The organism is Pseudooceanicola aestuarii (assembly GCF_010614805.1).
Lineage (GTDB): Bacteria > Pseudomonadota > Alphaproteobacteria > Rhodobacterales > Rhodobacteraceae > Pseudooceanicola > Pseudooceanicola aestuarii.
The window spans coordinates 1,312,589-1,339,253 of record NZ_JAAFZC010000001.1 but is presented as its reverse complement, the minus strand read 5'-3'; the positions used below and the strand labels follow the sequence as shown (position 1 = coordinate 1,339,253).

Below are 26,665 nucleotides of genomic sequence, written 5' to 3'. Positions count from 1 at the left end.
CAGCTTGCGCCGAGGCAGCTACGGCCTCAATACCGTAGAAACACGGGAACAACAGGATACCGACCGGATGGATTCCAGCACACGCCTTGCCTTCGACCTTGCCCCCGTCGGCCTGGTGCTGGCGGAAAACCGGGTGATCCGCGCCTGCAACCAGACCTTCGCCGAGATGGTCGGCCAGCCGCACGAGGCGCTTCCGGGGCAGAGCTTCCGCACGATCTACGCCGACGACCGCGAATTCGACAGCCTGCGCGACATCGGCCTGCCGCGCCTGCGCGAGACGGGATTTTATACCGACGAACGCCTGCTGCGCCGCGCCAATGGCAGCCAGGTCTGGGTGCGATTCCGGGCCCGCGCGGCGGATCGCGCCGACCCGATGGCCTGCCTGTCGATGAGTTACGCGCCGATCAGCCCCTCTGCCGCGCCAGTCCTGACCCCGCGCGAACGCGATGTCGTCACCGGCCTGGCGCGGGGCCGCACATCCAAGGAAATCGCCGCCTCCCTGGGCCTGTCGCCACGCAGTGTGGAGGACGTGCGCGCCCGCCTACTGCGCAAGTTCGACGTGCGCAACGCCGCCGAATTGCTGTCGCGCCTGTCCGGCCCGGCGGTGTGACCCGTCCGCCCTTCGGCAGCCGGCGCATTTCGCGATTTCCCGCGCCGCGCCACTGGGCTATAACAGCCTGGGACCACTTGGGACATGACATCGCATGAAAGCACCGCTGCCGCCTGACGAGAGCGACCGCCTGAAGGCGCTGCACTCGTTCGAGATCCTCGATACCGATCCTGAACGCCAGTTCGACGATGTCGTGCAATTGGCATCGGCGGTCTGTGGCACGCCGATTTCGCTGATCTCCCTGCTGGATGCCGACCGGCAATGGTTCAAGGCCCGCGTCGGCACTGATGACGTCGAAACGCCCATTGATCAGGCGATCTGCGCCCATGCCATCCTCCAGGAGGATTTCCTGGAAATCTCCGACACCACGCGCGACCCGGCCACCGCCGACAACCCTCTGGTCACCGGAGAGATGCACCTGCGGTTCTATGCCGGGGCGGTACTGCGCACATCGGACGGGTTTCCCATCGGCACGCTGTGCGTACTGGACCGCGAACCGCGCGAGTTGACCCCCCTGCAACGCGACACGCTCAAGGTGCTGGCCCGGCAGGTCATCACCCAGATGGAGCTGCGCCAGGCCCTGCGCCGCGCCGAATTGATGCGTCGGGAGGTTGATCATCGGGTAAAGAACTCCCTGCAATCCGTCTCTGCCCTGACGCGGATGCAGGCGCGCTATGCCGTTAACCAGGAGGTGCGCGTCGCGCTGGACCACGTCCAGCGCCGCATCGACACCGTCGCCGCCCTGCACGAACAGCTCTACCGTGCGGGCAAGGGCGGGCATGTGAACCTGAACGAGTTCACCAGCAATGTCTGGACCCTGGTCGGCGCCTCGGCCCCCACCGGGGTGGAGATGGACATCGCCGTCCCCCAGATCGAGGTGGAGGCCGCAACCGCCGCTGCGATCGGTGTGGTGATGAACGAATTCGCCTCCAACGCCTTCAAACACGCCTTCCCCGACGGCCGGCGCGGTGCGGTGTCCTGCCGGATCGACCATGACGCGACATCGGCTCGCATGGTGTTGTCGGACAATGGCGTCGGCATGAAGAACAAGGACGGGCGCGCCAGCGGTCTGGGGCTTCAGGTGATGGAAGCCGCGGCACAGCAGCTGGGCGGTGAATTCGAGCTCGACACAGGCGAGGGCGGCACCCGCATCGCCCTGCGCTTTGACCTTGCCCCCGAGGTGGAGACCCTTCACGAGGAAGCCCGGCTGGACGGCCCCGCCGACTCCGCCCCGGCCTGATCACCGAAGCGCGCCGGCGCAAAGTGCCGGCGGCCCCATCATCGTCGGCCCCTGCACCGTGGACCCGTCAGGTCAGACCGGCCGGTCGCCCCGGCCACCCGGACCATCCACCACGCAGGACGCGCCCGGATCAGCCGCGCGCCGGGCACTGACGCGGGCAATGGCGCGGTCTCAGACCGCCGTGTCGCAGGCGGTGCGGATGGCGCGCATGTTGGCGCCATAGGGGACCGGATCGGCCACGCTGCCGCCCTTGAACACCGCGCTGCCCGCGACCAGCACATCGGCGCCCGCGGCGCGCACCAGCGGCGCGGTGGCGGGGGTGACGCCGCCGTCGATTTCGATATGCACGGGGCGATCCCCGATCATCGACCGCAGCGCCCGTACCTTGCCCGTCATGTCGATAAAGCTTTGGCCGCCAAAGCCGGGGTTCACCGTCATCACGCAGACCAGATCCACCAGGTCCAGCAGCTCTGCCACCGCTTCCGCCGGGGTGCCGGGGTTCAGCGCCACGCCCGCCTTGCAGCCCGCCGCGCGGATGGCTTGAAGGGTGCGGTGGATATGCGGGCCGGATTCGACATGCGCGGTCAGGTAATCGGCCCCGGCCTGCGCGAAGGCGTCGATATAGGGGTCGACCGGCGCGATCATCAGGTGCACATCCATCACCGTCTTGATGTGCTTGCGGATCGCGGCAACCAGCGGCGGGCCAAAGGTCAGATTGGGCACGAAATGCCCGTCCATCACGTCGACATGGATCCAATCGGCGCCCTGCGCCTCCACCGCTTCGATTTCGCGCCCGAAATCGGCGAAATCGGCGGACAGGATGGACGGGGCGATCTTCAGCGAACGATCAAGGGACATGGGCATTCCTCTGGCAGGGATTCCCCCGCGATATAAGCGCGCCCACCCGGAAACGAAAGCGCCCCACCGATCCGGGGCCGATCCGCCGGGTCAGCCGTGCAGCGCCGCGATCCGTGCCACTTCCTCGGCGGAGCCGAAGACAAAGGGCCGGCGTTCGTGCAATTCCCGCGCGGTCAGCGACAGGATCGGCGCGGTGCCATCGGTGGCCTGACCGCCCGCCTGTTCCACCAGCATGGCCATGGGTGCCACCTCGTAGACCATGCGCAGGCGGCCGTTTTCATAACCGTTCCGCGCGTCCGACGGATACAGGAACGTGCCGCCCCGCGTCAGGATGCGGTGGGTTTCGGCCACCAGTGACCCGACCCAGCGGAAATTCATGTTGCGGCCCTTGTCGCCCGTCTCGCCCGCTTCGGCCTCCTCCACATAGCGGCGGACCGGGGCGATCCAGTGGCGGCGGTTCGACGCGTTGATGGAGAATTCCCCAGCCTGTGTCGGCACTTGCATCCGCGCCTGCGCCAGTTCGAACCGCCCGGTTCCGGGGTCCAGCGCGAACAGCATCGTGCCTGCGCCGAAGGTCAGCGCCAGCAGGCATTGCGGCCCGTAGGCGATATAGCCTGCCGCCACCTGTTCCGAGGCCGGGCGCAGGAAGCTGGCGTTTGCATCCGCCGTCGCCGGAAAGATGGAGAAGATGGTGCCGATGGTCACGTTCACGTCGATGTTGGATGATCCGTCCAGCGGATCGGTGGCCAGCGCCCAGGCGCCATCGGCGTCGAGGGTCAGCACCTCTTCCTGCTCTTCCGAGGCATAATGCCGGACGCCAGTGCCGCGCAGGGCGGCCTCGAACATCTCGTCGGCCATCACGTCCAGCGCCTTCTGCTGATCGCCATCGCTGTTTTCCCCCACGCCCGCAGCAAGCGAGGGGCCAAGCGCGCCGCGTGCGATCACCTGCGACAGCTGGGCACCGGTGGCGCAAAGCGCGTCCAGAACAGGGTACAGGTTTTCGGGAATATGGGTGGGATCGATTGCGGTCATTGCGCGGCTCCGGGTCTGTTCGGCCCGGTTATTCCATATCGCGCCGGGCGGGGGAACGGTGTTTCCGCCCCCGTGCCGGAGGCCGCATGACCCCGGCGCGGGAGGGCGCCAGGGTCAGCGAGGCATCAGGCGACGGTTTCGCCGCCGTCGGCCACGATGGTCTGGCCGGTCACATAGGTCGACAGGTCAGAGGCCAGCCACAGCGCGGTGCCGGCGATGTCCTCCGGCAGGCCGATGCGGCGCAGCGGGGTCTTTTCCTCGATGCGGGCGATCCGCTCGGGATCTTCCCACAAGGCGCGGGCGAAATCGGTCTTCACCAGCCCCGGCGCGATGGAGTTCACCCGGATGTTGCGGGGCCCCCATTCCAGCGCCAGGGAGCGCGCCAGCGACGCCTCTGCCGCCTTGGAGATGCCATAGGCCCCGATGGTCAGCGACCCGCGCAGCCCCGCGATGGAGGACAGCAGGATCACCGATCCGCCGCCGTTCTCCGCCATGCCCGGCAACACCATGTTGCACAGGTTCAGCGTCGAACGGACGTTGGTCGCCATGATCTTGTCGAACGCCTCGTCGCCGATCTCGGCCAGGGGGCCGTAGACCGGGTTGATCGCGGCGTTGCAGACCAGGATGTCGATCCGGCCCCAGGCGCGCTTTGTCTCGTCCACCAGATGTTGCAATGCGTCCCGCTGGCCGATGTGGCAGGGGATCACCATCGCCTCGCCGCCCGCATCGCGGATGGATTGGGCGACCGGTTCGCAGGCCTCCGGCTTGCGCGAGGAGACGACGACCTTCGCCCCCTGCGCCGCGAACATCTCGGCAATCGCGCGGCCAATGCCGCGCGACGATCCGGTGACGATGGCCACCTTGCCCGTCAGGTTCATCAGATCTGCCATGGCTCAGTTCCGGTACTGGCGGAGTTCAAGCTTGGCGATCGTCTCCCGGTGGACCTCATCCGGGCCATCGACAAGACGCTGCGTGCGCGCATTGGCAAAGGCCGCGCCCAGGAACGTGTCCTGGCAGACGCCGGTGGCGCCATGCACCTGTATTGCGCGGTCCACGACCCGTTGCACCATGTTGGCCGCGACCACCTTGATCATCGCGATTTCCTTGCGCGCGGCCTTGTTGCCGACCGTGTCCATCATGTGGGCGGCGTGCATGACCAGCAGGCGGGCCTGCTCGATCTCGCAGCGGCATTCGGCGATCCAGTGCTTGGTCACGCCCATCTCGGCGATCTTCTGGCCAAAGGCCGTGCGCTGCATCCCGCGTTCGCACATCGCCTGAAGCGCGCGTTCCGCCTGACCGACAGAGCGCATGCAATGGTGGATCCGCCCCGGTCCAAGCCGCCCCTGGGCGATCTCGAACCCGCGCCCTTCGCCCAGCAGCATGTTGCTGGCGGGCACGCGGACGTTGTCGTAATGGATCTCGGCATGGCCATGCGGCGCGTGGTCATAGCCGATCACTGTCAGCGGGCGCACGATCTTCACGCCCGGCGTGTCCAGCGGCACCAGGATCATGGATTGCTGGCGGTGCTTTTCAGCCGTCTTGTCGGTCTTGCCCATCACGATGGCGATCTTGCAATGCCGGTCCATCGCGCCGGAGGACCACCATTTCACACCGTTGACGACGTATTCGTCGCCCTCGCGGCGAATCTCCGTCTCGATATTCGTGGCATCGGAGGAGGCGACCGCCGGTTCCGTCATGGAGAAGCAGGAGCGGATCTTGCCGTCCAGCAGCGGTTTCAGCCACTGGTCCTTCTGCGCCTCGGAGCCGTAGAGGAAGAGCGTTTCCATGTTGCCCGTATCGGGGGCGGAGCAGTTGAACGGCTCGGATCCGATGAAGGACCGGCCCATGATCTCGCACAGGGTGGCATATTCCAGGTTGGACAGGCCCGATCCTTCGTAGCCGCCCGCGCTGTGGGGCAGGAAGGCGTTCCAAAGTTCCGTCTGGCGGCCCTTCTCCTTCAGCTCTTCCATGATGGGCGGCGCCTGCCAGGGATCGTCCTGCTGGGCGTGCTGTTCCTTGAACACCTGCTCGTTCGGGTAGATATGATCTTCCATGAACTGCAGCAGCGTCTCGCGCAGGCGCTTGGCGCGATCGGAAATCGGGAAATAATCGTACATCTCTGTCCTCCTCGTTGCCCCTAAATGGCACGCGAAATTCGGGATAGTCAATATTGCGGAATGTTTTTCCGAAATGCGGAATATTGACGAGCCATTCCGCGTCGTGGCAATATATTCCGCAACACGGGGCGCCTGGCGCCCATGTCGCACAAGGGGGAGGATCAGGTGTCCATCACGGATGAGACGCCGCGGCTGCGCGCTCCGCAGATCGACGGCGAGACGTTCAACCATTTCGGCAACATGCTGCGCGACGCGGCGCGACGCCATCCCGACAAGACGGCAGTGATCGACGGCGATCGGCGCTGGAGCTGGGCGGAGTTTCACGCCCTGGTGGCGCGCATCGCCGGGGCGTTGCAGGCGCGCGGCGTGGGGCCGGACAGCATGGTGATGTCACTGGCGGAAAACTCGGCCGAGCATCTGGCACTCTACGCAGGCGTATTGACGGCGGGCGGCTGCATGGTGCCCCTGCCCTTCTCCGCGACAGAGGCGGCGTTGACCAAGATGGTGGCGGATTGCGGCGCGGAGCTGCTGTTCGCCTCGCCCCGGCAGATCGACCGCGCGCGGACCCTGTCCGCCCCGCAGGTCCTGCCGCTGGAAGATATCGCCGCATGGTGCGCCGAAGCCGCGCCTGCCACCCCGGCCGAGGTGACACCGGACAACCTGTTCGACATGATCTATTCCTCCGGCACCACCGGCACGCCCAAGGGGATCGTGCATGACCACCGGTTCCGGTCGCGGCAATTCAGCCGGTTCCCGGCCTTCGGCCTGAACGGCGATTCGATTCAGCTGATGTCCACGCCGCTGTATTCCAACACCACGCTTGTGGCTGTGCTGACCGGGCTGGTCACCGGGGGCACGATCGTCAGCCTGGGCAAGTTCGACACCCGCGCCTTCCTGGATCTCAGCGTGCGGCACGGGGTGACCCATGCGATGCTGGTTCCGGTGCAGTACATGCGCCTGCTGGACGACCCCACCTTTGATACGCATGACCTGTCGGCCTATCGCTGCAAGTTCTCCACCTCCGCCCCGTTGCCCGCACCGCTGATCGAACGGATCATGGCGCACTGGCCCGGCAACCTGGTGAATTTCTACGGCATGACCGAAGGCGGGGTCTCCACCATCCTGGATTGTGCGGCGCATCCCGACAAATGGGATACCGCAGGCCGCCCGCCGGCGGGGGCCGAGGTGCGGATCATCGACGACGCCGGGGCAGAATTGCCCGTGGGTGCCTATGGCGAGATCATCGGCCGGTCCGGGGCGATGATGCCGGGCTATCACAACGCGCCCGAGAAGACTGCCGAAATCCGGTGGCGCGATGCCGAGGGCCGCGACTTCATCCGCACCGGCGATATGGGACGCCTGGACGAGGACGGGTTCCTGACCTTGCTGGACCGCAAGAAGGACATGATCATCTCGGGCGGGTTCAACATCTACGCCGCGGATCTGGAGGCGGTGCTGCGTCAGCATCCGCAGGTCACCGATGTGGCCGTGATTGCCGTGCCCAGTCGCGACTGGGGGGAGACACCGCTGGGCCTGGTGGTCACGCGTCCCGGCAGCACCGCCGCCGCAGAGGACATCCGCACCTGGGCGAATGAGCAGCTGGGCAAGACACAAAGGTTGAGCCGCGTCGAGTTCCGCGACACCCTGCCCCGCAGCGAAATCGGCAAGATCCTGAAACGTGAACTCAGGGCACCCTATTGGGAGGAAGCACCCGCATGACCCGATTCGAAGGAAAGGTCGCCATCGTCACCGGCGCCAGCGGCGGCATCGGCCGCGCCACGGCGGCCCGACTGGCGGCCGAAGGCGCCCGCGTCTGCCTGGTGGACATGAGCCAGGAGGCCCTGGACGACGCCCGCCCCGAAGGCGATCACATGATCCGGGTCTGCGATGTGTCGGACGAAGCGCAGGTGGCGCAGGTCGTCACCGACGTGATGAAGGAATGGGGCCGCATCGATGCCGTGGCCAACAACGCCGGCATCATCTGCTCCAAGGAGCCGATCACCGAAAACGAGATGTCGGACTGGACCCGCGTTCTGGGCGTGAACCTGATCGGTGTCGCCCATTTCATCAAACACGCGGGCACCGTGATGGCCGAACAGGGCAGCGGCGCGATCTGCAACACCGCCTCGGTCGCGGGCATCCGGTCGGGCGCGGGGGGCAATGCCTATTCCGCCTCCAAGGCCGGGGTGATCAACCTGACGATGACCGCAGCCTGCGATCTGGGCGGGCTGGGCGTACGGGTGAATGCCGTCTGCCCCGGCCTGATCGAGACGAACATGACCAAGCCGGTCTTTGACCGCGCCCGCGCCTCCGGCAAGGAAGAGAAGCTGGGATCGCGCTGCGAGCTGCGCCGTTATGGCCGGCCCGAGGAAATCGCCGCCGCCATCACCTTCCTGCTGTCCGACGATGCCTCCTACATCACCGGGCAGGCCCTGCCCGTGGACGGGGGCAACACCGCCTCGCTCAACCTTCCGGGAATGAAGTTCTGATGCCTGACCTCCACCTGAAACACTGGCCCGAGGGCGTGCCCCATCATCTGGAGCTGCCCGAGCAATCCATCGCGCAGAACCTGGTGAGCACCGCCGCCCGGGTGCCGGACCGCGTGGCGCTCCGCTACCATGGCGGAACCGTCACCTATGCCGCGCTGCTGGATCAGGTGGAGCGTCTGGCCGGATGGTTGCAGGCGCAGGGCGTGGCCAAGGGGGATCGCGTTCTTCTGTACATGCAGAATGCCCCGCAATATTTCGTGGGCTACTATGCCATCCTCCGCGCCGACGCGGTGGTGGTGCCGGTGAACCCGATGAACCGCGAAGCCGAGCTGGAACACCTGGCCCGCGACACCGGCGCGCGCATCGCGCTGTGCGGGTCCGAGCTGGCGGATCACATTACCCCGTTGCTGGACCAGGGGCTGCTGGACCAGGTCGTGCCCGCGGCCTATGCCGACATGGCCGATCCCGCCTATGACATCCCCTTGCCCGCCGGGCTGGCCGGGCTGACGGACAGTGATTGCTCCGGGCCCGGCCTGACCCCCTGGCGTCAGGCGCTGGCAGAAAACGCCCGCCCCGGGCCGCATACCGCCGCACCGGATGATCTGTGCGTGATCCCCTATTCCTCGGGGACCACGGGCAATCCCAAGGGCTGTGTGCATACCCACCGCTCGGCCATGGTGACGATCGTCGGCGGGTCCACCTGGAACCCCGCCCCCGACGGGGCGGTGCATCTGGCGACGCTGCCGCTGTTCCACGTGACGGGGATGCAGAATTCCATGTCCGCCCCGATCAAGGATGGCGGCACGGTGGTGATCATGTCCCGCTGGGACCGGACCGCCGCCTGCAAGCTGATCGAACGCTACCGGGTCGAGCGCTGGCGCTCGATCTCCACCATGGCGATCGATCTGGTGAATGCGCCCGATGTCGACAGCTATGATCTGACCAGCCTGACCGCGATCGGCGGCGGCGGCGCCGCCATGCCCGAAGCCGTGGCCGAGAAAATGCGCGCCCTGACCGGTCTGGACTACATCGAGGGCTACGGGCTGAGCGAAACCCTCGCCGCGACCCATATAAACCCGGTACAGCGCGCCCATCTGCAATGCCTCGGCATTCCGCTGTTCGACGTGGATAGCCGCGTGATCGACCCCCACACCCTGGAAGAGCTGGGCCCCGACCAACCCGGCGAGATCATCATGAACGCGCCGCAGATCTTTCAGGGCTACTGGCGTAACCCCGAAGCCACGACCGAGGCCTTCATCCAGATCGACGGCAAACGTTTCTTCCGCACCGGCGATATCGCGCTGTATGACGAAGACGGGTATTATTTCATGGTCGATCGGGTCAAGCGGATGATCAACGCCTCCGGGTTCAAGGTCTGGCCGGCCGAGGTGGAGGCGCTGATGCACCGTCATCCCGGACTGGCCGAAGTCTGCATCGTCGGGCGCCAGGATCCGCGCCGGGGCGAAAGCGTGAAGGCCTTTGCCGTGCGGCTGCCCGGCGCCGGAGACGATCTGACCGAAGCCGCCGTCATCGCCTGGTGCAAGGCCAACATGGCCGCCTACAAGTGCCCGCGCACGGTCGAATTCGTCGACAGCCTGCCCAAGTCCGGCTCCGGCAAGGTGCTGTGGCGGACGCTTGCCGAACAGGAAGCCCGCCGCGCCGCCGGCGACGCCGCCTGAAGAACCGCAGATCGGAGGACAGCCCGTGCGAAAGAGAACAAGCGACAAGCCCGACGCCGAGCGTGGCGACAGCGACCGCCAGTTCGTCACGGCGCTGTATCGCGGGTTGGAAATCCTGCGCGCCTTCAACCCGGCGGACAAGGCCGGGCTGGGCAATTCGGAACTGTCCGAACGCACCGGCCTGCCCAATTCCACCGTCTCGCGGCTGACCTTCACGCTGCTGAAATCCGGCTACCTGGTCTATGACGAGGGCACCGGACGCTACCGTATGGGTGTGCCGGTGCTGTCGCTGGGATATGCCTGCCTTGCCGGCATGCATGTGCGCGAAACCGCGCAGGTCTACATGCAGAAACTGGCAGACGATTGCGGCGACGGCGTACTGGTGGCGCTGGGCGGGCGCGATGACATGACGATTTCCTACATCGCCGCCGCGCGGTCCGAAGGGGTCATTTCCCTGACGCTTGACGTCGGCTCCCGGATCTCGTTGGCCCGGTCGGCCATGGGCCGCGCCTATATCGCCGGCACGTCGGAGACAGAGCGGCGCGAGATCATCGACCGGATCCGCGACCGCTATGACAAGGATCGCGTCAACGAGATGCTGGAAGGGATCGACGACGCCTGCGAACAGGTGCGTACCCGCGGGTTCTACTGCAATATCGGCGGCTGGCAGAAGGACGTGCACGCCGTCGCCGTGCCGTTCCGCAGCCAGCACCCCGATACGCCGATGCTGGCGTTCAACCTGGGCGGCTATTCGTTTTCCCTGCCCAAGGAACGGCTATTGGACGATCTCGGCCCCAGGCTGGTCGAACTGGTCAACACCGTCAGCCGCGTCGGCTACTGACCTCGGACCATCGGACGACGTTGCCGAAAACGGGGGCGGCCGCACCGCCCCCGCGCGCCTGTCGGATCAGGGCACCAGCGCCAGCTTGCCCACTGCGCCACGGTTCATGATCTTGGTCAGAACCTCTGTCGCCTCCGACAGCTTGTAGCGCCCTTCGATCAGCGGCTTGACGGTGCCGTCCTTGTACCAGGCGAACAGTTCTTCCATGTTCTTCATGTATTCGGCCGGTTCGTGTCGGGTCCAGTTGCCCCAGAACACGCCCACGACGGCATATTCCTTGACCAGGGTCAGGTTCACCGGCAGCTGCGGAATCTCGCCCGAGGCGAAGCCGATCACCAGAAGCCGTCCGTTGCGCGCCATGAACCGGGATGCGGCCTTGAACGCCTCGCCGCCGACGCTGTCATAGACGACATCGGCGCCCTTGCCGTTGGTCAGGGCCTTCACCTCTTCCTTCAGGTTGTCATAGCCGATGGCGTGATCGGCGCCGTTTTCCTGCGCGATGCGGCGCTTGTCCTCGGTCGAGCAGACGGCGATGACCGTGGCCCCCATCGTCTTGCCGATCTGGATCGCGGCGATGCCGGTTGCACCCGCCGCGCCAAAGATCACCAGACTTTCGCCCGACTTCAGCTGCGCGCGTTGTTTCAGCGCGTGATGCGAGGTGCCGTAGGCCACCAGCATGGCACAGGCGTCGGCGGCGTCCATGTCGGCGGGGATCGGGAAACAGCGATCGGCGGCGCAGATCGCCTGTTCGGCAAAGCCGCCCAGGCTTAGCGCGCCCAGCACCCGGTCGCCGGGGTGCAGGTGGGTGACACCTTCGCCGACCGACAGCACGGTCCCGGCGGCCTCGTTGCCGGGAACAAAGGGGCGCTCCGGCTTGGACTGGTAGAGGCCCTGCACCAGCAGCCCGTCGGGGTAGTTCACACCGGCCGCTTCGACCTTCAGGACGATTTCCCCGGCACCCGCCACGGGGTCCGGCAGATCGTCGTATCGCAGGGTTTCAAGCGGTCCGAATTCGTCGCAGATGATGGCTTTCATGGGTCCTCCCAAGCATGATTCGCAGGGCCCGTGACAGGGCCCCGTTTCCGGCGCCACAATGCCGGGTTTCCAGCCGATTGACCAATCGTTTCAGCACATTATCCCGGCAATCCCCGCCACTTCGGCGCGCTGCACCGCGGCATTCCGGGCGACCTTCCGTCGGGCGGAAGAACCCTCTTCGCAGGGCGGAAGAAACACGGGGGAAATCGCTTTTCCCATGCGCCGCGAACCGCTAGCCTTTTCGCCAGAGCCTATGGAGGAGATGGCGATGAAAGGCATGATGATGCATCGGCCGCTGCTGGTCAGCGAAATCCTGAAATACGGGGTCGACGCGCACCAGAAGGGGGAAATCGTTTCGGTCCGGACCGAGGGGGACATTCACCGCGAAACCTACCCGGAGGCCTATCGGCGCATCTGCCAACTGGCCCATGGCCTGCGCGCCCAGGGGGTGGAGCTGGGCGACCGGATCGCCACCCTGGCCTGGAACGGCTATCGGCATTTCGAACTTTACTACGCGATCTCCGGCATCGGTGCGATCTGCCACACGATCAACCCGCGCCTGTCGGCGGAGCAATTGATCTACATCGTCAACCACGCCGAAGACAGGATCCTGTTCCTCGACACCACCTTCGTGCCGATCATCGCGGCGGTGAAGGATCAGCTGCCCGCCGACATGACCTATGTGATCATGACCGATCGCGCCCACATGCCCGCCGATCTGCCCTTCGACGCGCTGTGCTACGAAGAGCTGCTGGAAGGCCAGCCGGAAGAGATCGACTGGCCCGAGTTCGACGAGAACACCGCCTGCGGCCTGTGCTATACCTCCGGCACGACCGGCAACCCCAAGGGGGCGCTGTATTCCCACCGCTCCACCGTGCTGCACGGGATGATGATGGCGGTGATGCAGGGATCCTCCTTCCAGGAGGGGCAGCGCGTGCTGCCGGTGGTGCCGCTGTTCCACGTCAACGCCTGGGGCCTGCCCTATTCGGCGCTGTTGTCGGGGCTGTCCTTTGTCATGCCCGGCCCGGCGCTTGACGGGCCCAGCCTGTTCAAGCTGATGGACGAAGAGAACGTCTTTACCGCCTGGGGCGTGCCCACCGTCTGGATGGGCCTTCTGGCAGAGATCAAGGCGCAGGGGCGCAAGCCATCGGGCTTTGGAGACGTGGTGATCGGCGGGTCTGCCGCGCCGCGCTCCATGATCGAGGCATTCGAGAACATGGACGTCAACGTCGGCCACGCCTGGGGCATGACGGAGATGTCGCCGGTGGGCACCCATGGCATGATGCCCTGGTGGTCCAAGGATCTGCCGCGTGAAACCCAGATCGACATGAAGGCCAAGCAGGGCCGCCGTTGTTTTGGCGTGGACCTGAAACTGGTGGATGAGGACGGCAACCGCCTGCCCCATGACGGCGCGGCCATCGGGGAACTTTACGTGCGCGGCAACACTGTCGTCTCGGGCTATTTCAAGAACGAGGAAGCCAGTGCCAAGGCGCTGGATGCCGAGGGTTGGTTTGGCACCGGCGATGTCGCCTCGATCGAACCGGACGGTTTTCTGACGATCCAGGACCGGGCAAAGGATCTGATCAAGTCGGGCGGAGAGTGGATTTCCTCCATCGACCTGGAGAATGCCGCCCTCTCGCATCCCGGCATCGCCAATTGCGCCGCGATTGGTGTGGCGCATCCGAAATGGGACGAACGGCCCATCCTCGTCGCCGTCGCGGCGGGCGAGGACAAACCCACCCTGGACGAGATCCGCGACCACATGGAAACGCAATTCGCCAAGTGGCAGCTGCCGGACGATATCGTCTGGGTCGCCGAACTGCCGCTGACCGCCACCGGCAAGGTCTCCAAGCTGAACCTGCGCAAGGAACTGGACGGTTACCAGCACCCGGAGTTGCGCGAGACCGCCTGAACGGATCCGGTCGGGGCGACGCGGTTCCGGCCCCCGTCATTCTCACCACCCTTGCGGGGGCCGGCGTGGTCCGGCCCCTCTTGCATCTGCCCCGCACGGCGCCCCCGCTTGACCCCGCGTCCGGAAAGTCGGAGGGAGGGCAGGCAGCCGAGGAGCGCCCAGATGACCCCAGCAGAATCCCCTACCCGCAATCCCGGCGCGCTGAAAGCCGCCGGGCTGGTGATCATGGCGATGTTTCTCATCGTGATCTCCGACGCGGCGGGCAAGGAGCTGACGGCAACCGGGTTCGAACCGCTGTTCGTGGCCTGGGTCCGCTTTGCCCTCGGGGCGCTGCTGGTGCTGCCGCTCAGCGGGTTGATCTGGTCGGAACTGGCGCTGCTGCGCGACTGGCGGCTGTGGCTGCGCGCGGCACTGATCGTGGGTGGCATCGGCTTCATCCTGACGGCACTGCGCACGGAACCCATTGCCAATGTCTTTGGCGGGTTCTTCATCAGCCCGGTCGCGGCCTTCGTGCTGTCGGCGCTGCTGCTGGGGGAGCGGGTCACGGTCGCCCGCGCGGTTCTGCTGGCGGTGGGCTTTGCCGGGGTGCTGCTGGTGGTCAAACCGGGATTCGGGATGCGCCCCGGCATGGGGTTCGCCGTGCTGGCGGGGTGCTGTCACGGTGGTTACCTGGTCGCGACGCGATGGGTGGCCGGCGAGATGCGGCCCCGGTTCCTGGTGCTGTCACAGCTGATGATCGGCGCGCTGATCCTGGCCGCACCCGGCCTGGCCACCCTGCCCGCCGCCGTCGATACGCGGGACATGGCATTGCTGAGCTTCAGCGCGGCAGGCTCGGCCCTGGGCAACGTGCTGCTGGTACTGGCCGCGCGGGTTCTGCCGGCCGGGTTGATCGCGCCGCTGATCTATTCGCAGTTGGTCAGCGCGATGATCGTGGGATTCGCCGCCTTCGGGGAATTTCCCGACGGCCTGGCCCTGGCGGGGATCGCCATCATACTGGCCACCGGCGCCGGATCGCTGTGGTACGGTGCGCGGGGTCGATAATCCGCGCGGGCCCGGTCATCCCGGCTATCTGTCATCGGGGATGACCGGTGCGGCTGACGCGGCGCGAAACCTCTCGCCCCATTTTCCAGCAGCCCGCAGGCGGCCCCCCCCTCACATCGTGTCGGCAGGGCGACCCAGGGCGTTGATCCCGGCCAGCAGGGTGTTCAGATCGGGGCTGTCGGGATGCACCCCGGCCTCCACCTGGCGCTGCGCGGTCTCCCAGGCGGCCGTGGCCTCTTGCAATCGCCGGGCACCCATCTCGGTCAGAACAAGGATCTTCTTGCGACGGTCGGCCGGGTCGCTTTTGGCGGCGACAAGCCCGCCACGTTCCAGCGGCATCAACCCCCGCGACAGGGCGGATTGGTCCATCTCCATCTGGTCGGCGATTCGCTGCACCGTGGGCGCGGACAGGGTGCGGATGCTGGTCATGATCGCGAATTGCGACACGGTCAGCCCGTGGGCTGCCAACTCGGCATCGTAGATGGCGCCCAATCGCCGCGAGGCACGGCGCACGGCAAGGCAGTAGCAGGGCGCGGACAATAGCGAATCCACATCCGCATCTTGGGTTTCGGCCCCCGGCGTCTGCCGGGCAGCGGGAGGAATGGGGTTCATCATTTTCACGACTCTTGACCAGACACGCATGACCCATGCGCACACATTGGGCGAAAGACTACACCACCCACCGACACGACCCAAGCACCCCCTGCCCCCGCCGGTGGAGGATTGCCGATCTTCGCCGCCCCATGGCCACCCATGGCCACCCCAGGCGCGGGCGACGGAACGAAAACGGCCCCGCCAGGGCGGAGCCGTCGTTCCTTCGGACCTGTCGCGGGCCGTCAGCCCGGACTTGGCCCCACCCCGGCTTGCGCCGGGTCAGACCTCCAGCCATTCGGACCGGATGTCGTCGCGCGTCTTGAACTCTTCCGGCGTGCCGGAATAGACGATCTCCCCGTGGCCCATGACATAGACGCGGCTGGCGATGCGCAGCGCGATGGAGAGCTTCTGCTCCACCAGCAGGATCGACACGCCGGAGCTGGCGATCTCCGCGATCATGTCACCGACCTGCTGCACGATCTTGGGGGCCAACCCCTCTGTCGGCTCGTCGATGATGATCAGTTCGGGGTCGCCCATCAGCGTGCGGCACATGGTCAACATCTGCTTTTCCCCACCCGAAAGGACACCCGCCATATTGTCGGCGCGCGATTTCAGGTTGGGGAACATCTCCAGCATCTGGTCGATCGTGTACTTGCCGGGCTTGCGCGTGTCCTTCACCCCCAGGGCCAGGTTCTGGCGTACCGTCATCGTCGGAAAGATATCCCGGCTTTCGGGGACATAGCCCAGCCCCAACCGGGCGATCTTGTGGTTGGGCAGGCCGGAAATCTCCTGCCCCTTGAACGTCACGGTGCCCACTGGCGCGACTTCGCCCATGATCGCCTTGGCGGTGGTGGACCGCCCGACGCCGTTGCGACCCAGCAGGGCGATGACCTCGCCCGGCATGATCTCCATGTTGACGCCGTTCAGGACGTGGGATTTGCCGTAATAGGCGTGCAGATCCTTGACCGACAGCATCGGGGTGCCAGCACTCATGCGCCTTCTCCTTCCAGTTCGTCGGCTTCCTCGCCCAGGTAGGCCTCCCGCACGCGGGGGTCGCCCCGGATTTCCGATGGCTTGCCGGTGGCGATGATCTCTCCGTAGACGAGGACCGAGATGCGATCCGCCAACCCGAAGACGACGCCCATGTCATGTTCCACGATCAGCAGGGTCTTGCCCTTGCTGGCCATCTCGATCAGCGCCACGGCGCGGTCGGTTTCCGAATGGCTCATCCCGGCGGTCGGTTCGTCCAGCAGGATGACATCGGCACCGCCCGCGATGGTGATCGCGATTTCCAGCGTCCGCTGATCGGCATAGGGCAGCAGGGCGGCAGGCAGGTTGGCCTTTTCCAGCAGACCGACCTCATTCAGGATATGCGCGGTCTTTTCCTGCACCTCCTTCAGATTGCCGATGTTGCGCCAGAAGGAATAGCCGTAGCCCATGGAGTGCAGCACGCCGCAGCGCACATTTTCCCGCACCGTCATGTTGGTGAAGATGTTCGAGACCTGGAACGACCGGGACAGGCCCATCCGGTTGATCTCGAACGGTTTGAGGCCGGAAACGCGCTGCCCGTTCAGGTTCACCTCTCCCTCTGTCAGGGAGTAGAGGCCCGAAATCAGGTTGAACAGGGTCGATTTCCCGGCCCCGTTCGGCCCGATGATCGCGTGCTTTTCCCCCGGCGCGACATCCAGGTTCACACCCTGGATGATCTTTGCCGGGCCAAAGCTTTTGCGGACATTGCGCAATTGCAGGGCGGGCGTGGTCATGTGCTCACCTCCTCGTCTTTGCGGTTCAGATGGCGCATGAACAGCACCCCGGCCGCCAGCGGAACGATACCCAGGAACCAGGTCAGGACGCTGCCCGGTGCCAGTTCGATACCGAAGGGATGGAAGACCTCTCCGTAGCCTTCCGAATAGCGGAAGGAGACTTCGACGATCACGATGACGGACAGGGTGATCAGCAGCAATGCCACGCCCCGTTTCAGCCAATCCACCAGAACCGCGCTACGATCCGCAGAGCGCAGGCCGTTCCAGGCGCCAAAGACCAGGCCCGCGATACCGTTGGGCGCGAACATCACCACCCCGATGAACAGGATCCCCATGTAGAGAAGCCAGCCCATGGTGAAATCGGACAGGTTCGACTGCATGTAGGTCATCAGGACAGCGCCCATGATCGGACCGGCGAAGTAGCGGATACCGCCGACGTAGGTGGCGATCAGGATCGCGCCCGACGGGATCAGGGACAGGTTTTCCGGAGTGAAGATCTCGTCCTGGACGGCGGACATGCCGCCCGCCATGCCGGCAAAGGCCCCGGCGAAGATGAAGACGAGATAACGCACACGCTCCGGGTTGTAACCGACAAAGGCGACCCGTTCGGGATTGTCGCGCGACGCTTCGGACAGGCGGCCCAGCGGGGTGCGGGTAAAGGCATAGGTGCCCAGCACGCCGATGAAGGTCCAGAAGGCGATGAACCAGTAGACTTCATCCACCGGACCCAGCGACAGGCCCAGGAATTCCGGCCCCGTCATGCGGTCCCCGGAAATCCCCATCTCGCCGCCGAACAGGCTGTCGAACATGAAGCCCGCCGCCGCGACCAGTTCGGCCACACCAAGGGAGATCATGGCAAAGGGGGTGCCGGATCGCCGACAGGAGGGCCAGCCGATCACCGCGCCCGCCAGCGCCCCGGCCCCGAACCCGAAGGCCGGCAGGGAGAAGACGGGGATGACGGACCAGACGCCTTCGGCATCGCCGATCCAGTTCATCACGTGAACCGCGAAATACCCGCCAAGCCCCATATAGACGGCATGGCCGAACGACAGCAGCCCGGCCTTGCCCAGCAGCATGTTGAAGCTGAGCGCAAAGACGATGGTGATGCCCATGTGGTTCAGCAGCGTCACCGTGGTCCGGGACGGGCCGAAGAACGGGATCACGATCAGCAGCAGGGCAAACAGGATGAACGGGACGACGCGTTGGCGGAATTTCTCGGACCGGCTGGGTTCGAGGGCCGCGTAATCAATGGTGGTATCGGTCATATCTCACGGTCTCCCATCAGGCCGCGCGGCCGCACGAAGAGGATCAGCACGAGCAGCAGGAAGGGCAGCATCGGCGCCATGGAGGCGATGGTGATCTCGCCCACCTCGGAGGTCGGGGACAGCCCGAGGAAGCCGAAGATATCCGCCAGCGAGGCATTGACCGAAACCGCTGCCGTTTGCAGTAGCCCGATCAGCATCGCGGCGATGAACGCCCCTTCGAGAGATCCAAGCCCGCCGACCACGACCACCACGAAGACGATCGGTCCCATCTGTACCGCCATCGCCGGATCGGTCAGGAAGTAGTTGCCGCCGATCACACCGGCCAGACCGGCCAGCGCACAGCCTGCGCCAAAGACCAGCATGAAGATGCGCGGCACGTTGTGGCCCAGATGGCCGACCATGTGCGGATGCGTCAGCGCCGCCTGGATGATCATCCCGGCGCGCGTCTTCTTCAGCAGGTACCACAGCGAGGTCAGCATCAGCACCGCGATCAGGATGATGAAGATCCGGTAGGCCGGGTAATTCGCGCCGTAAAGAGAGAACAGCGTGAAATCCAGCGCCTCGGGAACCTGGTAATTGACCGAGGTCCGGCCCCAGATGATCTTGACCACCTCGTCGATCAGGTAGGCCAGCCCGAAGGTGAACAGCAATTCGGCCACATGCCCGTTGGCATGGACCTTGCGCAGCCCCCATCGTTCGACGGCCATGCCCACGAGACCGGCGAAGACCGGCGCGAACAACAGCGCGAACCAGAAGTTCGTCACCCCCATGATCGTATATGCGAAATATGCGCCCAGCATGTAGAAGCTGGCATGCGCGAAGTTCAGAACCCCCATCATCGAGAAGATGAGGGTCAGCCCGCTCGACAGCATGAACAGCAACAAGCCGTAGATGATGCCGTTGAGCAGGGAGAAAACCACCGTTTCCATCAATGTCCCCTTGCGTAGCTGGTCAAAGGGGCGCCACGACCGACGACCGTGACGCCCCCTGTTCCAGTTCTATGATTTGGCCGCTGGCCGGATTACTCCGGACGCTCCATTTCACAGGTGGTCGGTTGTTCGGCTTTGGCCGCCTCGACCATGCCGTTCTCCACCAGGTTCCAGCCCAATTCGACGTTGTCGACGTTGTAGCGGTAATCGTCCGACACCGTGGAGATATAGAGGTTCTGCTGTGCCTGGTGATCCTCGGCCCGCATGGTGACGGGACCGTAGGCGGACTCGACGGTCAGGCCTTCCATGGCTTTGGCGACGGCGATCGGATCGTTGCTGCCGGCCTTCTCGGCGGCGGCCGCCAGCATGTCGATCGCGACAAAGGCCCGGTGGTAGTAATAGTCGTAATCGGGGAACCGTTCCTTGTATTCCTCGATCAGGGCGTATTGCTCATCCGTGGACTCCAGGTCGGTCAGACCCTCGGTCACCTGGTACAGCGTGTCGATCGCACCATCACCCAGCGCCGCAACAGCCCCAAGGGAACCGCCGTAGAACGTCAGGTAGGGGATTTCGGATCCCGAATCAGACGCGGCCTTGACCAGCAGGGTCATGTCCTGACCCCAGTTGCCGGTGATCACGGCATCCGCTTCGGAGGAAATGATCTTCTGCACGTAGGGGGTGAAATCCTTCACCTTTGCCAGCGGGTGCAGTTCGTTGCCGACGATCTCGATATCCGGGCGTTTTTCCGCCAATTGGCTTTCGGCGGCCCCCGCAACGGCTTCGCCGTGCACGTAGTCCTGGCCGATCAGGTAGACCTTCTTGATGTCTTCCTGCGACGCGATCCAGTCGGTAATGGCCGCCATTTTCATGTCGGTATGCGCATCGAAGCGGAAATGCCAGAAAGAGCACATGTCATTGGTGAAGTCCGGGGTCACCGCGGCATAGTTGAAGAACAGGACTTCCTCGCCCGGGTTCCGCTTGTTGTGCTTGTTCACCGCGTCGATGATCGCGGCGGCCACGGACGAACCGTTGCCCTGGAAGATGTAGCGCACGCCGCTGTCGATGGCCTTTTGCAGCTGCACCAGCGATTCCTTGGGGCTGACCTTGTTGTCATAGCCTGTCAGAACGACCTCCTCGCCGTTCAGGCCGCCCTTTTCGTTCAGCTTCTCGATCTGGATCTGAAACGACAGATACGCGGATTCACCGGACGAACCCATGGGGCCCGACAGCGGATCAATGAATGCGACCTTCACTTCTGCCATGGCTGCCGACATGGCACCAACAGAGACGGCGGCCGCAAGCGCGGCAGTCTTTACAAGTTTCATGATTTTCCTCCCGTTTTCCGATTGACCGATGGTTCCCGGTCGCACGTAGTGAAACGATAGAAAGACAGGCCACCCCTCCTTGTCAAGCGTGCAGTGAAATTCTATTCTGCATTGCAAAACATCACCGTTGGGGAGGAACGGAATGTCACAACTTTCGGACGATTCCGGCCAGTCGGCCGCAGGAATCGCAGAATGGATCACGCAGAATTGCCCTGAAAAGCTTCGCTCCCAGCCTGCGCGGAACCGCGATATCTGCTGGGGCGGCAAGCGGTGGACCTTTTCCTCCGAGGAACAGCGAATCTGGCTGGAGAACGCCGCCGCCGCCGGGCTGACCGCCCCGCGCTGGCCGCAGGCCTATGGCGGTGCCGGGCTGACCCGAGAGCAGGAAAAGGGTTTTCGGGAAGCCATGTCCCGGCTGAATGCCCCCAGCCCGCTGGAAAGCTTCGGGTTGTGGATGCTGGGCCCGGCCCTGCTGGAGTTCGGCACCGAAGAACAGAAACGTCATTTCCTGCCGCAGATCACGCGCGGTGAAATCCGCTGGTGTCAGGGCTATTCCGAACCGGGCGCCGGGTCTGACCTGGCCTCGGTCCAGACCCGGGCCGAGGATATGGGCGATCACTGGCTGGTCAACGGATCCAAGATCTGGACCTCCTACGCCAACCATGCCGACTGGATCTTTGCGCTGGTCCGCACCGACCGCGACGCGGCCAAGCACCTGGGCATCTCCTTCATGCTGATCGACATGGAAAGCGAAGGCGTCACCACCAAGCCGATCACCCTGATCTCCGGCACCTCCGTCTTCTGCGAGACCTTCTTCGACAACGTGAAGGTGCCCAAAAGCTACGGAGAAAACATCCCCGCGCAGGTCGGCCAGATCAACCGTGGCTGGGACGTGGCCAAGCATCTGCTGACCCACGAACGCGAGATGATCGGCGGTGGCGGATCGGGCGCCGCAGGCGGCATCCTGGGCGGCCGCTCCCTGGGGGAGTTCATGGGCAACCTGGCGCCCGAAGTGCTGGACGAACCGGTGATCCGCGCCCAGGCGATGGAGCTGGAGATCGACAGCCTGGCCATGGGCATGACCCTGGAACGGTACAAGGACATGGCGAAACAGGGCGGGGTCGGCAATGCCTCTGCCATGCTGAAATACATGGGAACGGAGCTGAACAAGCGCCGGTACGAGCTGCTGATGTCCGCCACCGGAAGCGAGGGGACGGATTGGGACGGCGCCCATGGCGTGCTGGCCCCGGAATGGCTTCGGACCAAGGCCAATTCGATCGAGGGCGGCACCAGCGAAGTGATGCTGGACATCCTGTCCAAACGCGTTCTCGAACTGCCCTCCAAATAAGGAAGCCGGACCATGAGCAGCCTTCTTCTGACCGAAGACGAAACCATGCTGCGCGATGCCGCGCGCGGCTTTCTCGACGAGGCAAGTCCCGTCTCCGCCCTGCGCGCCAACCGCGATGCCGGACGTCCGCACGATCCCGGCCTGTGGCGCGAAATGGCGCAGATGGGCTGGACCGGAGTTCTGGTGCCCGAAGCGCAAGGCGGGTCCGACATGGGCCATCGCGCCGCAGGCATCCTGTCCGGCGAGATGGGCCAGACCCTTGCGGCGGCGCCGTTCATCTCCACCGCCGTGATCGCCGCGACGGCGCTGCGGCAGGCGGCGGGTGACCGGCTGGCCGATATCGCAGGCGGCGCCGTGACCTATGCGCTGGCCGTGGACGAAGGGCCCAAGCACGCCCCCGCCCGCAGCACGATGAAGGCCGAACGCGCGGGCAACGGGTTCCGCCTGTCGGGGCGCAAGTGCTTTGTCGCCGACGGCGGCAGCGCGGATCGGCTGCTGGTGCTGGCCCGGACGGCGGGCACGCCGGGAGAGGACGCGGGCCTGACCTTGTTCGACATTGACGCCGCCCGCGCCGGGTTGGAACGCCACCGCCGCGACACCGTGGACAGCCGCGACCACGCCGACATCGACTTTGACGGGGTGCAGGCCACGGGCGAGGACGTTGTGGGCGAGGTGGACGGCGGCCTGTCCGCCCTGGCCCGCGCGCTGGACGCCGGGCGCGCCGCGCTGTCAGCGGAACTGGCGGGCCTGTCCGCCGGGGCCTTTGCCATGACCACCGGCTACCTCAAGGAGCGCAAGCAGTTCGGCCGCACCATCGGCTCGTTCCAGGCGCTGCAACACCGCGCCGCGCATCTTTGGTCGGAGATCGAGGTGACGGCCAGCGCGATCGCCAATGCCGGCCGCGTGCTGGACGAGGCCCCCGACGCCGCCGAACTGGCGGTCTCCGTCGCCAAGGCCCGCGCTACGGCCACCGCGAAACTGGCGGTCAGCGAAGGGGTGCAGATGCATGGCGGCATCGGCATGACCGATGAATTCGACATGGGGTTCTTCATGAAACGCGCCCGCGTGGGCGCGGAATGGCTGGGCGATTACGGTTTTCACGCCGCGCGCGTCGCGGCGGCCCGGGGGTTCTGACACCGGATCGGATCGGCGCGTCGTGGCAGGAGGCCGGGGCGCGCCCGTGTAATTTTGGATATTTCGAGGGGGAGGCTGCGCATGGCGACCATGACGCGGGAAGAGTTCGAGGCAAGCGTGGGCAAGGAAATCGGCGTCTCGCGCTGGTTCGACGTCACGCAGGAGCGGATCGACCAGTTTGCCGACTGCACCGGCGATCACCAGTTCATCCATGTCGACCCGGAGGCGGCCAAGGCCACGCCCTTCGGAACCACAATCGCGCACGGGTTCCTGACCCTGTCGATGTTGTCGGCGATGGTCTATGACATTCCGACCATGGAAGGCGTGACCATGGGTGTGAACTACGGGATGAACCGGATGCGCTTTGTCTCCCCGGTGCCGTCGGGCAGCCGGATCCGGGGCCGTTTTGTCCTTGCGAAATTCGAGGAGATCCGCCCCGGCGAGGTGCAGACCACCATGGCCGTCACCGTCGAGATCGAGGGCCAGGAGAAACCCGCGATGGTCGCCGAATGGCTCGGTCGTCGCTATTTCGCGGAGGCCACGGCATGAGCAGCACAATCCGTTTTGATGGCCGGGTCGCCATCGTCACCGGCGCGGGCGTAGGTCTGGGGCGCAGCCATGCGCTGGGCCTGGCCGCACGCGGCTGCAAGGTCGTGGTGAATGACCTTGGTGTCGCCACCGACGGCACCGGCCAGTCCAGCGAGGCGGCCCGCGCCGTCGTCGCGGAAATCGAGGCGGCGGGCGGCGAGGCCATGGCCCATGGCGCCAATGTCACCGATCCTGATCAGGTGCAGGACATGGTGGATCAGGCCATTGCCCGCTGGGGCAAGGTCGATATTCTGGTCTGCAACGCGGGCATTTTGCGCGACAAGACCTTTGCCAAGATGGAGTTGGACGACTTCCGCAGGGTTCTGGACGTGCATCTGATGGGCTCGGTCGTGCCGACCAAGGCGCTGTGGGAGCATTTCCGCCAGAACGGTTACGGACGGATCGTCTATACCACCTCTGCCTCAGGGCTGTACGGCAATTTCGGACAGTCGAATTACGGCGCGGCCAAGACCGCTGTTGTGGGGCTGATGAATGTGCTGGTGCAGGAAGGTCAGAAATACGACATCCGCGCCAACGTCCTGGCCCCCACCGCCGCCACCCGCATGACCGAAGGGTTGTTGCCCGATCAGGTGATGGAGTTGCTGGGCCCCGAAACCATCACCCCCGGCCTGCTGACGCTGGTGCACGAAGACGCGCCGAACCGGATGATTCTGGGCGCGGGCGGTGGCTGTTTCGCCGAAACCCGCATCTACGAGACCCCCGGCGTCGCCTTTGCCGATGACGAGCTGGACCCCGACACCATCGCCGCCCGCATGGCGGAGATCCGCGCGGAGGAGGGGCAGGAGATCATGCCCGGTGCCTTTGCCCAGACCACGAAATACGCCCGCATGGCCGCCCGTCGGCGCGGGATCGACCTGCCCGACGAGGGCTGAACCGGAAACTGACCAGAAGGAATACCAAAATGCGTGACGCAGTGATCGTCTCCACCGCGCGCACCCCGATCGGCAAGGCCTTTCGCGGCGCGTTCAACAACACCCAGGCGCAGGAACTGATCGGCCATGCCGTAAAGCACGCCGTCTCCCGCGCCGGTCTGGACGGGTCCGAAATTCAGGACAGCGTGATCGGCTGCGCGATTCAGCAGGGCTCCACCGGTGGCAACATCGGCCGTCAGGCGGTGATCCGTGCCGGCCTGCCCGACACCATCGCCGGCATGTCGCTGGACCGTCAATGTGCCTCTGGCATGATGGCGATCGCCACGGCGGCCAAACAGGTTGTGCATGACGGCATGCAGGTCTGCATCGGCGGCGGCGTGGAAAGCATCTCTCTTGTGCAGAACCAGAACATCCGCACCGACCGCGCCCGCGACGAATGGATCAAGGAGCACAAGCCCGAGCTTTACATGACCATGCTGGAAACCGCCGAGATCGTGGCCGATCGCTACGGTGTCACCCGCGAGGAGCAGGACGAATACTCCCTGCGGTCCCAGCAGCGCACCGCTGCGGCGCAGGAGGCCGGCAAGTTCGATGACGAGATCGTGCCGCTGACCTCCACCATGGGCGTGATGAACAAGGAGACCAAGGAGATCACCTTCAAGGAGGTGACCCTGGACAAGGACGAAGGCAACCGCCCCTCCACCACGCTGGACGGTCTGCAATCGCTGCAACCGGTGTTCAAGGACGGCCAGCGCGTCAAGGAAGGCAAGTTCATCACCGCAGGGAATGCCTCCCAGCTGTCCGACGGGGCCTCTGCCTCCGTGATCATGGAAGCGAAGGAAGCCGAGAAGCGCGGCCTGCAACCGCTGGGCCGCTACATCGGCGTGATGGCCGCCGGCCTGAACCCCGATGAAATGGGCATCGGTCCGATCTATGCGGTGCCGAAGCTGCTGGAAGCACACGGGCTGAAAATGGATGACATCGGCCTGTGGGAACTGAACGAGGCCTTTGCCTGTCAGGTTCTGCAATCGGCCAAGGTGCTGGGCATCGACCACGACATCCTGAACGTCAACGGCGGCGCCATCTCCGTCGGCCACCCCTATGGCATGTCCGGCGCCCGGATGGTCGGCCACGCGCTGATCGAGGGCAAGCGGCGCGGTGTCAAATACGTCGTCTGCACCATGTGCGTCGGCGGCGGCATGGGCGCGGCGGGCCTGTTCGAAGTCCTGTAACCCCTGCCGTGACACGCTGACAGAAGATCCCGGCCCCGCGCCGGGATCTTTCCGAAGGAAAGGCGCCCATGCCCACACTCTACCTCATCCGTCACGGTCAGGCGTCGTTCGGCGCCGCCGATTACGACGTCCTGTCGGAAGTCGGTCACGAACAGGCCGGTGCCCTTGGCCATTGGTTCGCCGAACAGGGCATCCTCCCCGACCTTGTCGCCCATGGCAGCCTGCGCCGCCAGAAGGAGACCCTGGCCGGGATCCTGCGCGGCATGGACCGGCAATTGCAGCCCGAGGAACATCCCGGCCTGGACGAATACGATTTCGGCGGTCTGCTGAAGGCGAAATATGCCGCCGGGGGCGAACCCGAGGGCATGATGACCGATCACAAAAGCCACTTTCGCACCCTGCGCCACACCGTGGCCGAATGGCAGCGCGACGAGATCCCGAACCCGCCCGAAACATGGGCGCAGTTCACCACCCGCGTCGATGACGCCTGCCGCGCCCTGATGCGCGAAGGCGTGGAAACGGTCTTCGCCGTGTCCTCCGGCGGGGCGATTTCGCAGGCGATTTCCGCCTTGCTGGAAACGCCGGGCGTGCATCAGACCAAAATGCAGTTGCAGATGAAGAACACGGCGGTGAACCGCATCGTGTTCACCCCGCGATCAACCTATTTCCACGGCTTCAACGAGACGCCGCACATCACGGCGGCCAATGCCGGCCGCCTGCTGACCTACGCCTGAAAGAGA

The 26,665-nt window shown here is 65.3% G+C and carries 25 protein-coding genes; 14 read left to right on the top strand and 11 right to left on the bottom strand.

Annotated features, from left to right (window positions below):
• Positions 1 to 67: 67 nt before the first annotated feature.
• Positions 68 to 610 (top strand): PAS and helix-turn-helix domain-containing protein, encoded by a 543-nt coding sequence (locus G5A46_RS06265; RefSeq protein WP_163848328.1) that lies wholly within the window; start codon positions 68 to 70, stop codon positions 608 to 610.
• Positions 611 to 704: 94 nt separating this feature from the next.
• Complete coding sequence (locus tag G5A46_RS06260; protein ID WP_163848326.1) at positions 705 to 1,850, top strand: sensor histidine kinase; 1,146 nt, start codon at positions 705 to 707, stop codon at positions 1,848 to 1,850.
• Between the two features lie 171 nt (positions 1,851 to 2,021).
• On the opposite strand, the gene rpe is transcribed toward G5A46_RS06260, so the two are convergent.
• The 4 genes from rpe to G5A46_RS06240 form a co-directional block, all read right to left on the bottom strand.
• Entirely contained in the window at positions 2,022 to 2,708 is a 687-nt protein-coding gene (gene rpe / locus G5A46_RS06255; RefSeq protein WP_163848324.1) for a ribulose-phosphate 3-epimerase, read from the bottom strand.
• Between the two features lie 90 nt (positions 2,709 to 2,798).
• The gene (locus G5A46_RS06250; RefSeq protein ID WP_163848321.1) at positions 2,799 to 3,740 is read right to left on the bottom strand and encodes a class 1 fructose-bisphosphatase; all 942 of its coding nucleotides are present in this window, start codon (positions 3,738 to 3,740) and stop codon (positions 2,799 to 2,801) included.
• 125 nt (positions 3,741 to 3,865) lie between these two features.
• The gene (locus G5A46_RS06245; RefSeq protein ID WP_163848319.1) at positions 3,866 to 4,630 is read right to left on the bottom strand and encodes an SDR family NAD(P)-dependent oxidoreductase; all 765 of its coding nucleotides are present in this window, start codon (positions 4,628 to 4,630) and stop codon (positions 3,866 to 3,868) included.
• Between the two features lie 3 nt (positions 4,631 to 4,633).
• Positions 4,634 to 5,857 (bottom strand): acyl-CoA dehydrogenase family protein, encoded by a 1,224-nt coding sequence (locus G5A46_RS06240; protein ID WP_163848317.1) that lies wholly within the window; start codon positions 5,855 to 5,857, stop codon positions 4,634 to 4,636.
• A gap of 165 nt (positions 5,858 to 6,022) precedes the next feature.
• Here G5A46_RS06240 and G5A46_RS06235 point away from each other — a divergent pair, with 165 nt between their 5' ends.
• From G5A46_RS06235 to G5A46_RS06220, 4 genes are read left to right on the top strand one after another with little or no spacing between them, the layout of a single operon-like run.
• Entirely contained in the window at positions 6,023 to 7,576 is a 1,554-nt protein-coding gene (locus G5A46_RS06235; RefSeq protein WP_239520638.1) for a class I adenylate-forming enzyme family protein, read from the top strand.
• Positions 7,573 to 8,346, top strand: a complete 774-nt coding sequence (locus G5A46_RS06230; protein WP_163848313.1) for an SDR family NAD(P)-dependent oxidoreductase — start codon at positions 7,573 to 7,575, stop codon at positions 8,344 to 8,346. Before G5A46_RS06235 ends, G5A46_RS06230 begins: the two co-directional genes overlap by 4 nt.
• On the top strand, positions 8,346 to 10,025 hold the full coding sequence (locus G5A46_RS06225) for a long-chain-fatty-acid--CoA ligase (protein WP_163848311.1): 1,680 nt from the start codon (positions 8,346 to 8,348) through the stop codon (positions 10,023 to 10,025). The genes G5A46_RS06230 and G5A46_RS06225 overlap by 1 nt, the downstream gene beginning before the upstream one ends.
• 25 nt (positions 10,026 to 10,050) lie before the next feature.
• Positions 10,051 to 10,866, top strand: coding sequence for an IclR family transcriptional regulator (locus G5A46_RS06220; protein WP_163848309.1), 816 nt, complete (start codon positions 10,051 to 10,053; stop codon positions 10,864 to 10,866).
• Between the two features lie 66 nt (positions 10,867 to 10,932).
• Here G5A46_RS06220 and G5A46_RS06215 read toward each other — a convergent pair whose 3' ends face one another.
• Positions 10,933 to 11,901: an NADPH:quinone oxidoreductase family protein gene (locus tag G5A46_RS06215; RefSeq protein ID WP_163848307.1), complete on the bottom strand. Its 969-nt coding sequence runs from the start codon at positions 11,899 to 11,901 to the stop codon at positions 10,933 to 10,935.
• Between the two features lie 268 nt (positions 11,902 to 12,169).
• Here G5A46_RS06215 and G5A46_RS06210 point away from each other — a divergent pair, with 268 nt between their 5' ends.
• Complete coding sequence (locus tag G5A46_RS06210) at positions 12,170 to 13,813, top strand: long-chain fatty acid--CoA ligase (RefSeq protein ID WP_163848305.1); 1,644 nt, start codon at positions 12,170 to 12,172, stop codon at positions 13,811 to 13,813.
• Positions 13,814 to 13,975: 162 nt separating this feature from the next.
• The gene (locus G5A46_RS06205; RefSeq protein WP_163848304.1) at positions 13,976 to 14,854 is read left to right on the top strand and encodes a DMT family transporter; all 879 of its coding nucleotides are present in this window, start codon (positions 13,976 to 13,978) and stop codon (positions 14,852 to 14,854) included.
• Positions 14,855 to 14,965: 111 nt separating this feature from the next.
• Here the strand turns inward: G5A46_RS06205 and G5A46_RS06200 are convergent, their stop codons facing one another.
• The 6 genes from G5A46_RS06200 to G5A46_RS06175 all read right to left on the bottom strand — a co-directional run bounded on the left by G5A46_RS06200 (position 14,966) and on the right by G5A46_RS06175 (position 20,730).
• Complete coding sequence (locus G5A46_RS06200; protein ID WP_163849902.1) at positions 14,966 to 15,466, bottom strand: MarR family winged helix-turn-helix transcriptional regulator; 501 nt, start codon at positions 15,464 to 15,466, stop codon at positions 14,966 to 14,968.
• A 261-nt stretch (positions 15,467 to 15,727) separates the two neighbouring features.
• Positions 15,728 to 16,441, bottom strand: a complete 714-nt coding sequence (locus G5A46_RS06195; protein WP_239520637.1) for an ABC transporter ATP-binding protein — start codon at positions 16,439 to 16,441, stop codon at positions 15,728 to 15,730.
• On the bottom strand, positions 16,438 to 17,211 hold the full coding sequence (locus G5A46_RS06190; protein WP_163848302.1) for an ABC transporter ATP-binding protein: 774 nt from the start codon (positions 17,209 to 17,211) through the stop codon (positions 16,438 to 16,440). Before G5A46_RS06190 ends, G5A46_RS06195 begins: the two co-directional genes overlap by 4 nt.
• Positions 17,208 to 18,476, bottom strand: a complete 1,269-nt coding sequence (locus G5A46_RS06185; protein ID WP_163848300.1) for a branched-chain amino acid ABC transporter permease — start codon at positions 18,474 to 18,476, stop codon at positions 17,208 to 17,210. Before G5A46_RS06185 ends, G5A46_RS06190 begins: the two co-directional genes overlap by 4 nt.
• Positions 18,473 to 19,405 carry a branched-chain amino acid ABC transporter permease gene (locus G5A46_RS06180; protein WP_163848298.1) on the bottom strand — a complete coding sequence of 311 codons (933 nt, stop codon included), beginning with the start codon at positions 19,403 to 19,405 and terminating at the stop codon, positions 18,473 to 18,475. Before G5A46_RS06180 ends, G5A46_RS06185 begins: the two co-directional genes overlap by 4 nt.
• 92 nt (positions 19,406 to 19,497) lie before the next feature.
• Complete coding sequence (locus tag G5A46_RS06175) at positions 19,498 to 20,730, bottom strand: branched-chain amino acid ABC transporter substrate-binding protein (RefSeq protein ID WP_163848296.1); 1,233 nt, start codon at positions 20,728 to 20,730, stop codon at positions 19,498 to 19,500.
• 142 nt (positions 20,731 to 20,872) lie between these two features.
• Here G5A46_RS06175 and G5A46_RS06170 point away from each other — a divergent pair, with 142 nt between their 5' ends.
• From G5A46_RS06170 to G5A46_RS06145, 6 genes are all read left to right on the top strand, one after another.
• On the top strand, positions 20,873 to 22,078 hold the full coding sequence (locus G5A46_RS06170) for an acyl-CoA dehydrogenase family protein (protein WP_163848294.1): 1,206 nt from the start codon (positions 20,873 to 20,875) through the stop codon (positions 22,076 to 22,078).
• Between the two features lie 12 nt (positions 22,079 to 22,090).
• Complete coding sequence (locus tag G5A46_RS06165) at positions 22,091 to 23,212, top strand: acyl-CoA dehydrogenase family protein (RefSeq protein ID WP_204318698.1); 1,122 nt, start codon at positions 22,091 to 22,093, stop codon at positions 23,210 to 23,212.
• A gap of 81 nt (positions 23,213 to 23,293) precedes the next feature.
• Entirely contained in the window at positions 23,294 to 23,761 is a 468-nt protein-coding gene (locus G5A46_RS06160) for a MaoC family dehydratase (protein WP_163848292.1), read from the top strand.
• Entirely contained in the window at positions 23,758 to 24,693 is a 936-nt protein-coding gene (locus tag G5A46_RS06155; RefSeq protein ID WP_163848290.1) for an SDR family NAD(P)-dependent oxidoreductase, read from the top strand. Before G5A46_RS06160 ends, G5A46_RS06155 begins: the two co-directional genes overlap by 4 nt.
• Before the next feature lie 29 nt (positions 24,694 to 24,722).
• Positions 24,723 to 25,925 carry an acetyl-CoA C-acyltransferase gene (locus G5A46_RS06150; protein ID WP_163848288.1) on the top strand — a complete coding sequence of 401 codons (1,203 nt, stop codon included), beginning with the start codon at positions 24,723 to 24,725 and terminating at the stop codon, positions 25,923 to 25,925.
• Positions 25,926 to 25,993: 68 nt separating this feature from the next.
• Entirely contained in the window at positions 25,994 to 26,659 is a 666-nt protein-coding gene (locus G5A46_RS06145; RefSeq protein WP_163848286.1) for a histidine phosphatase family protein, read from the top strand.
• Positions 26,660 to 26,665 lie beyond the last annotated feature (6 nt).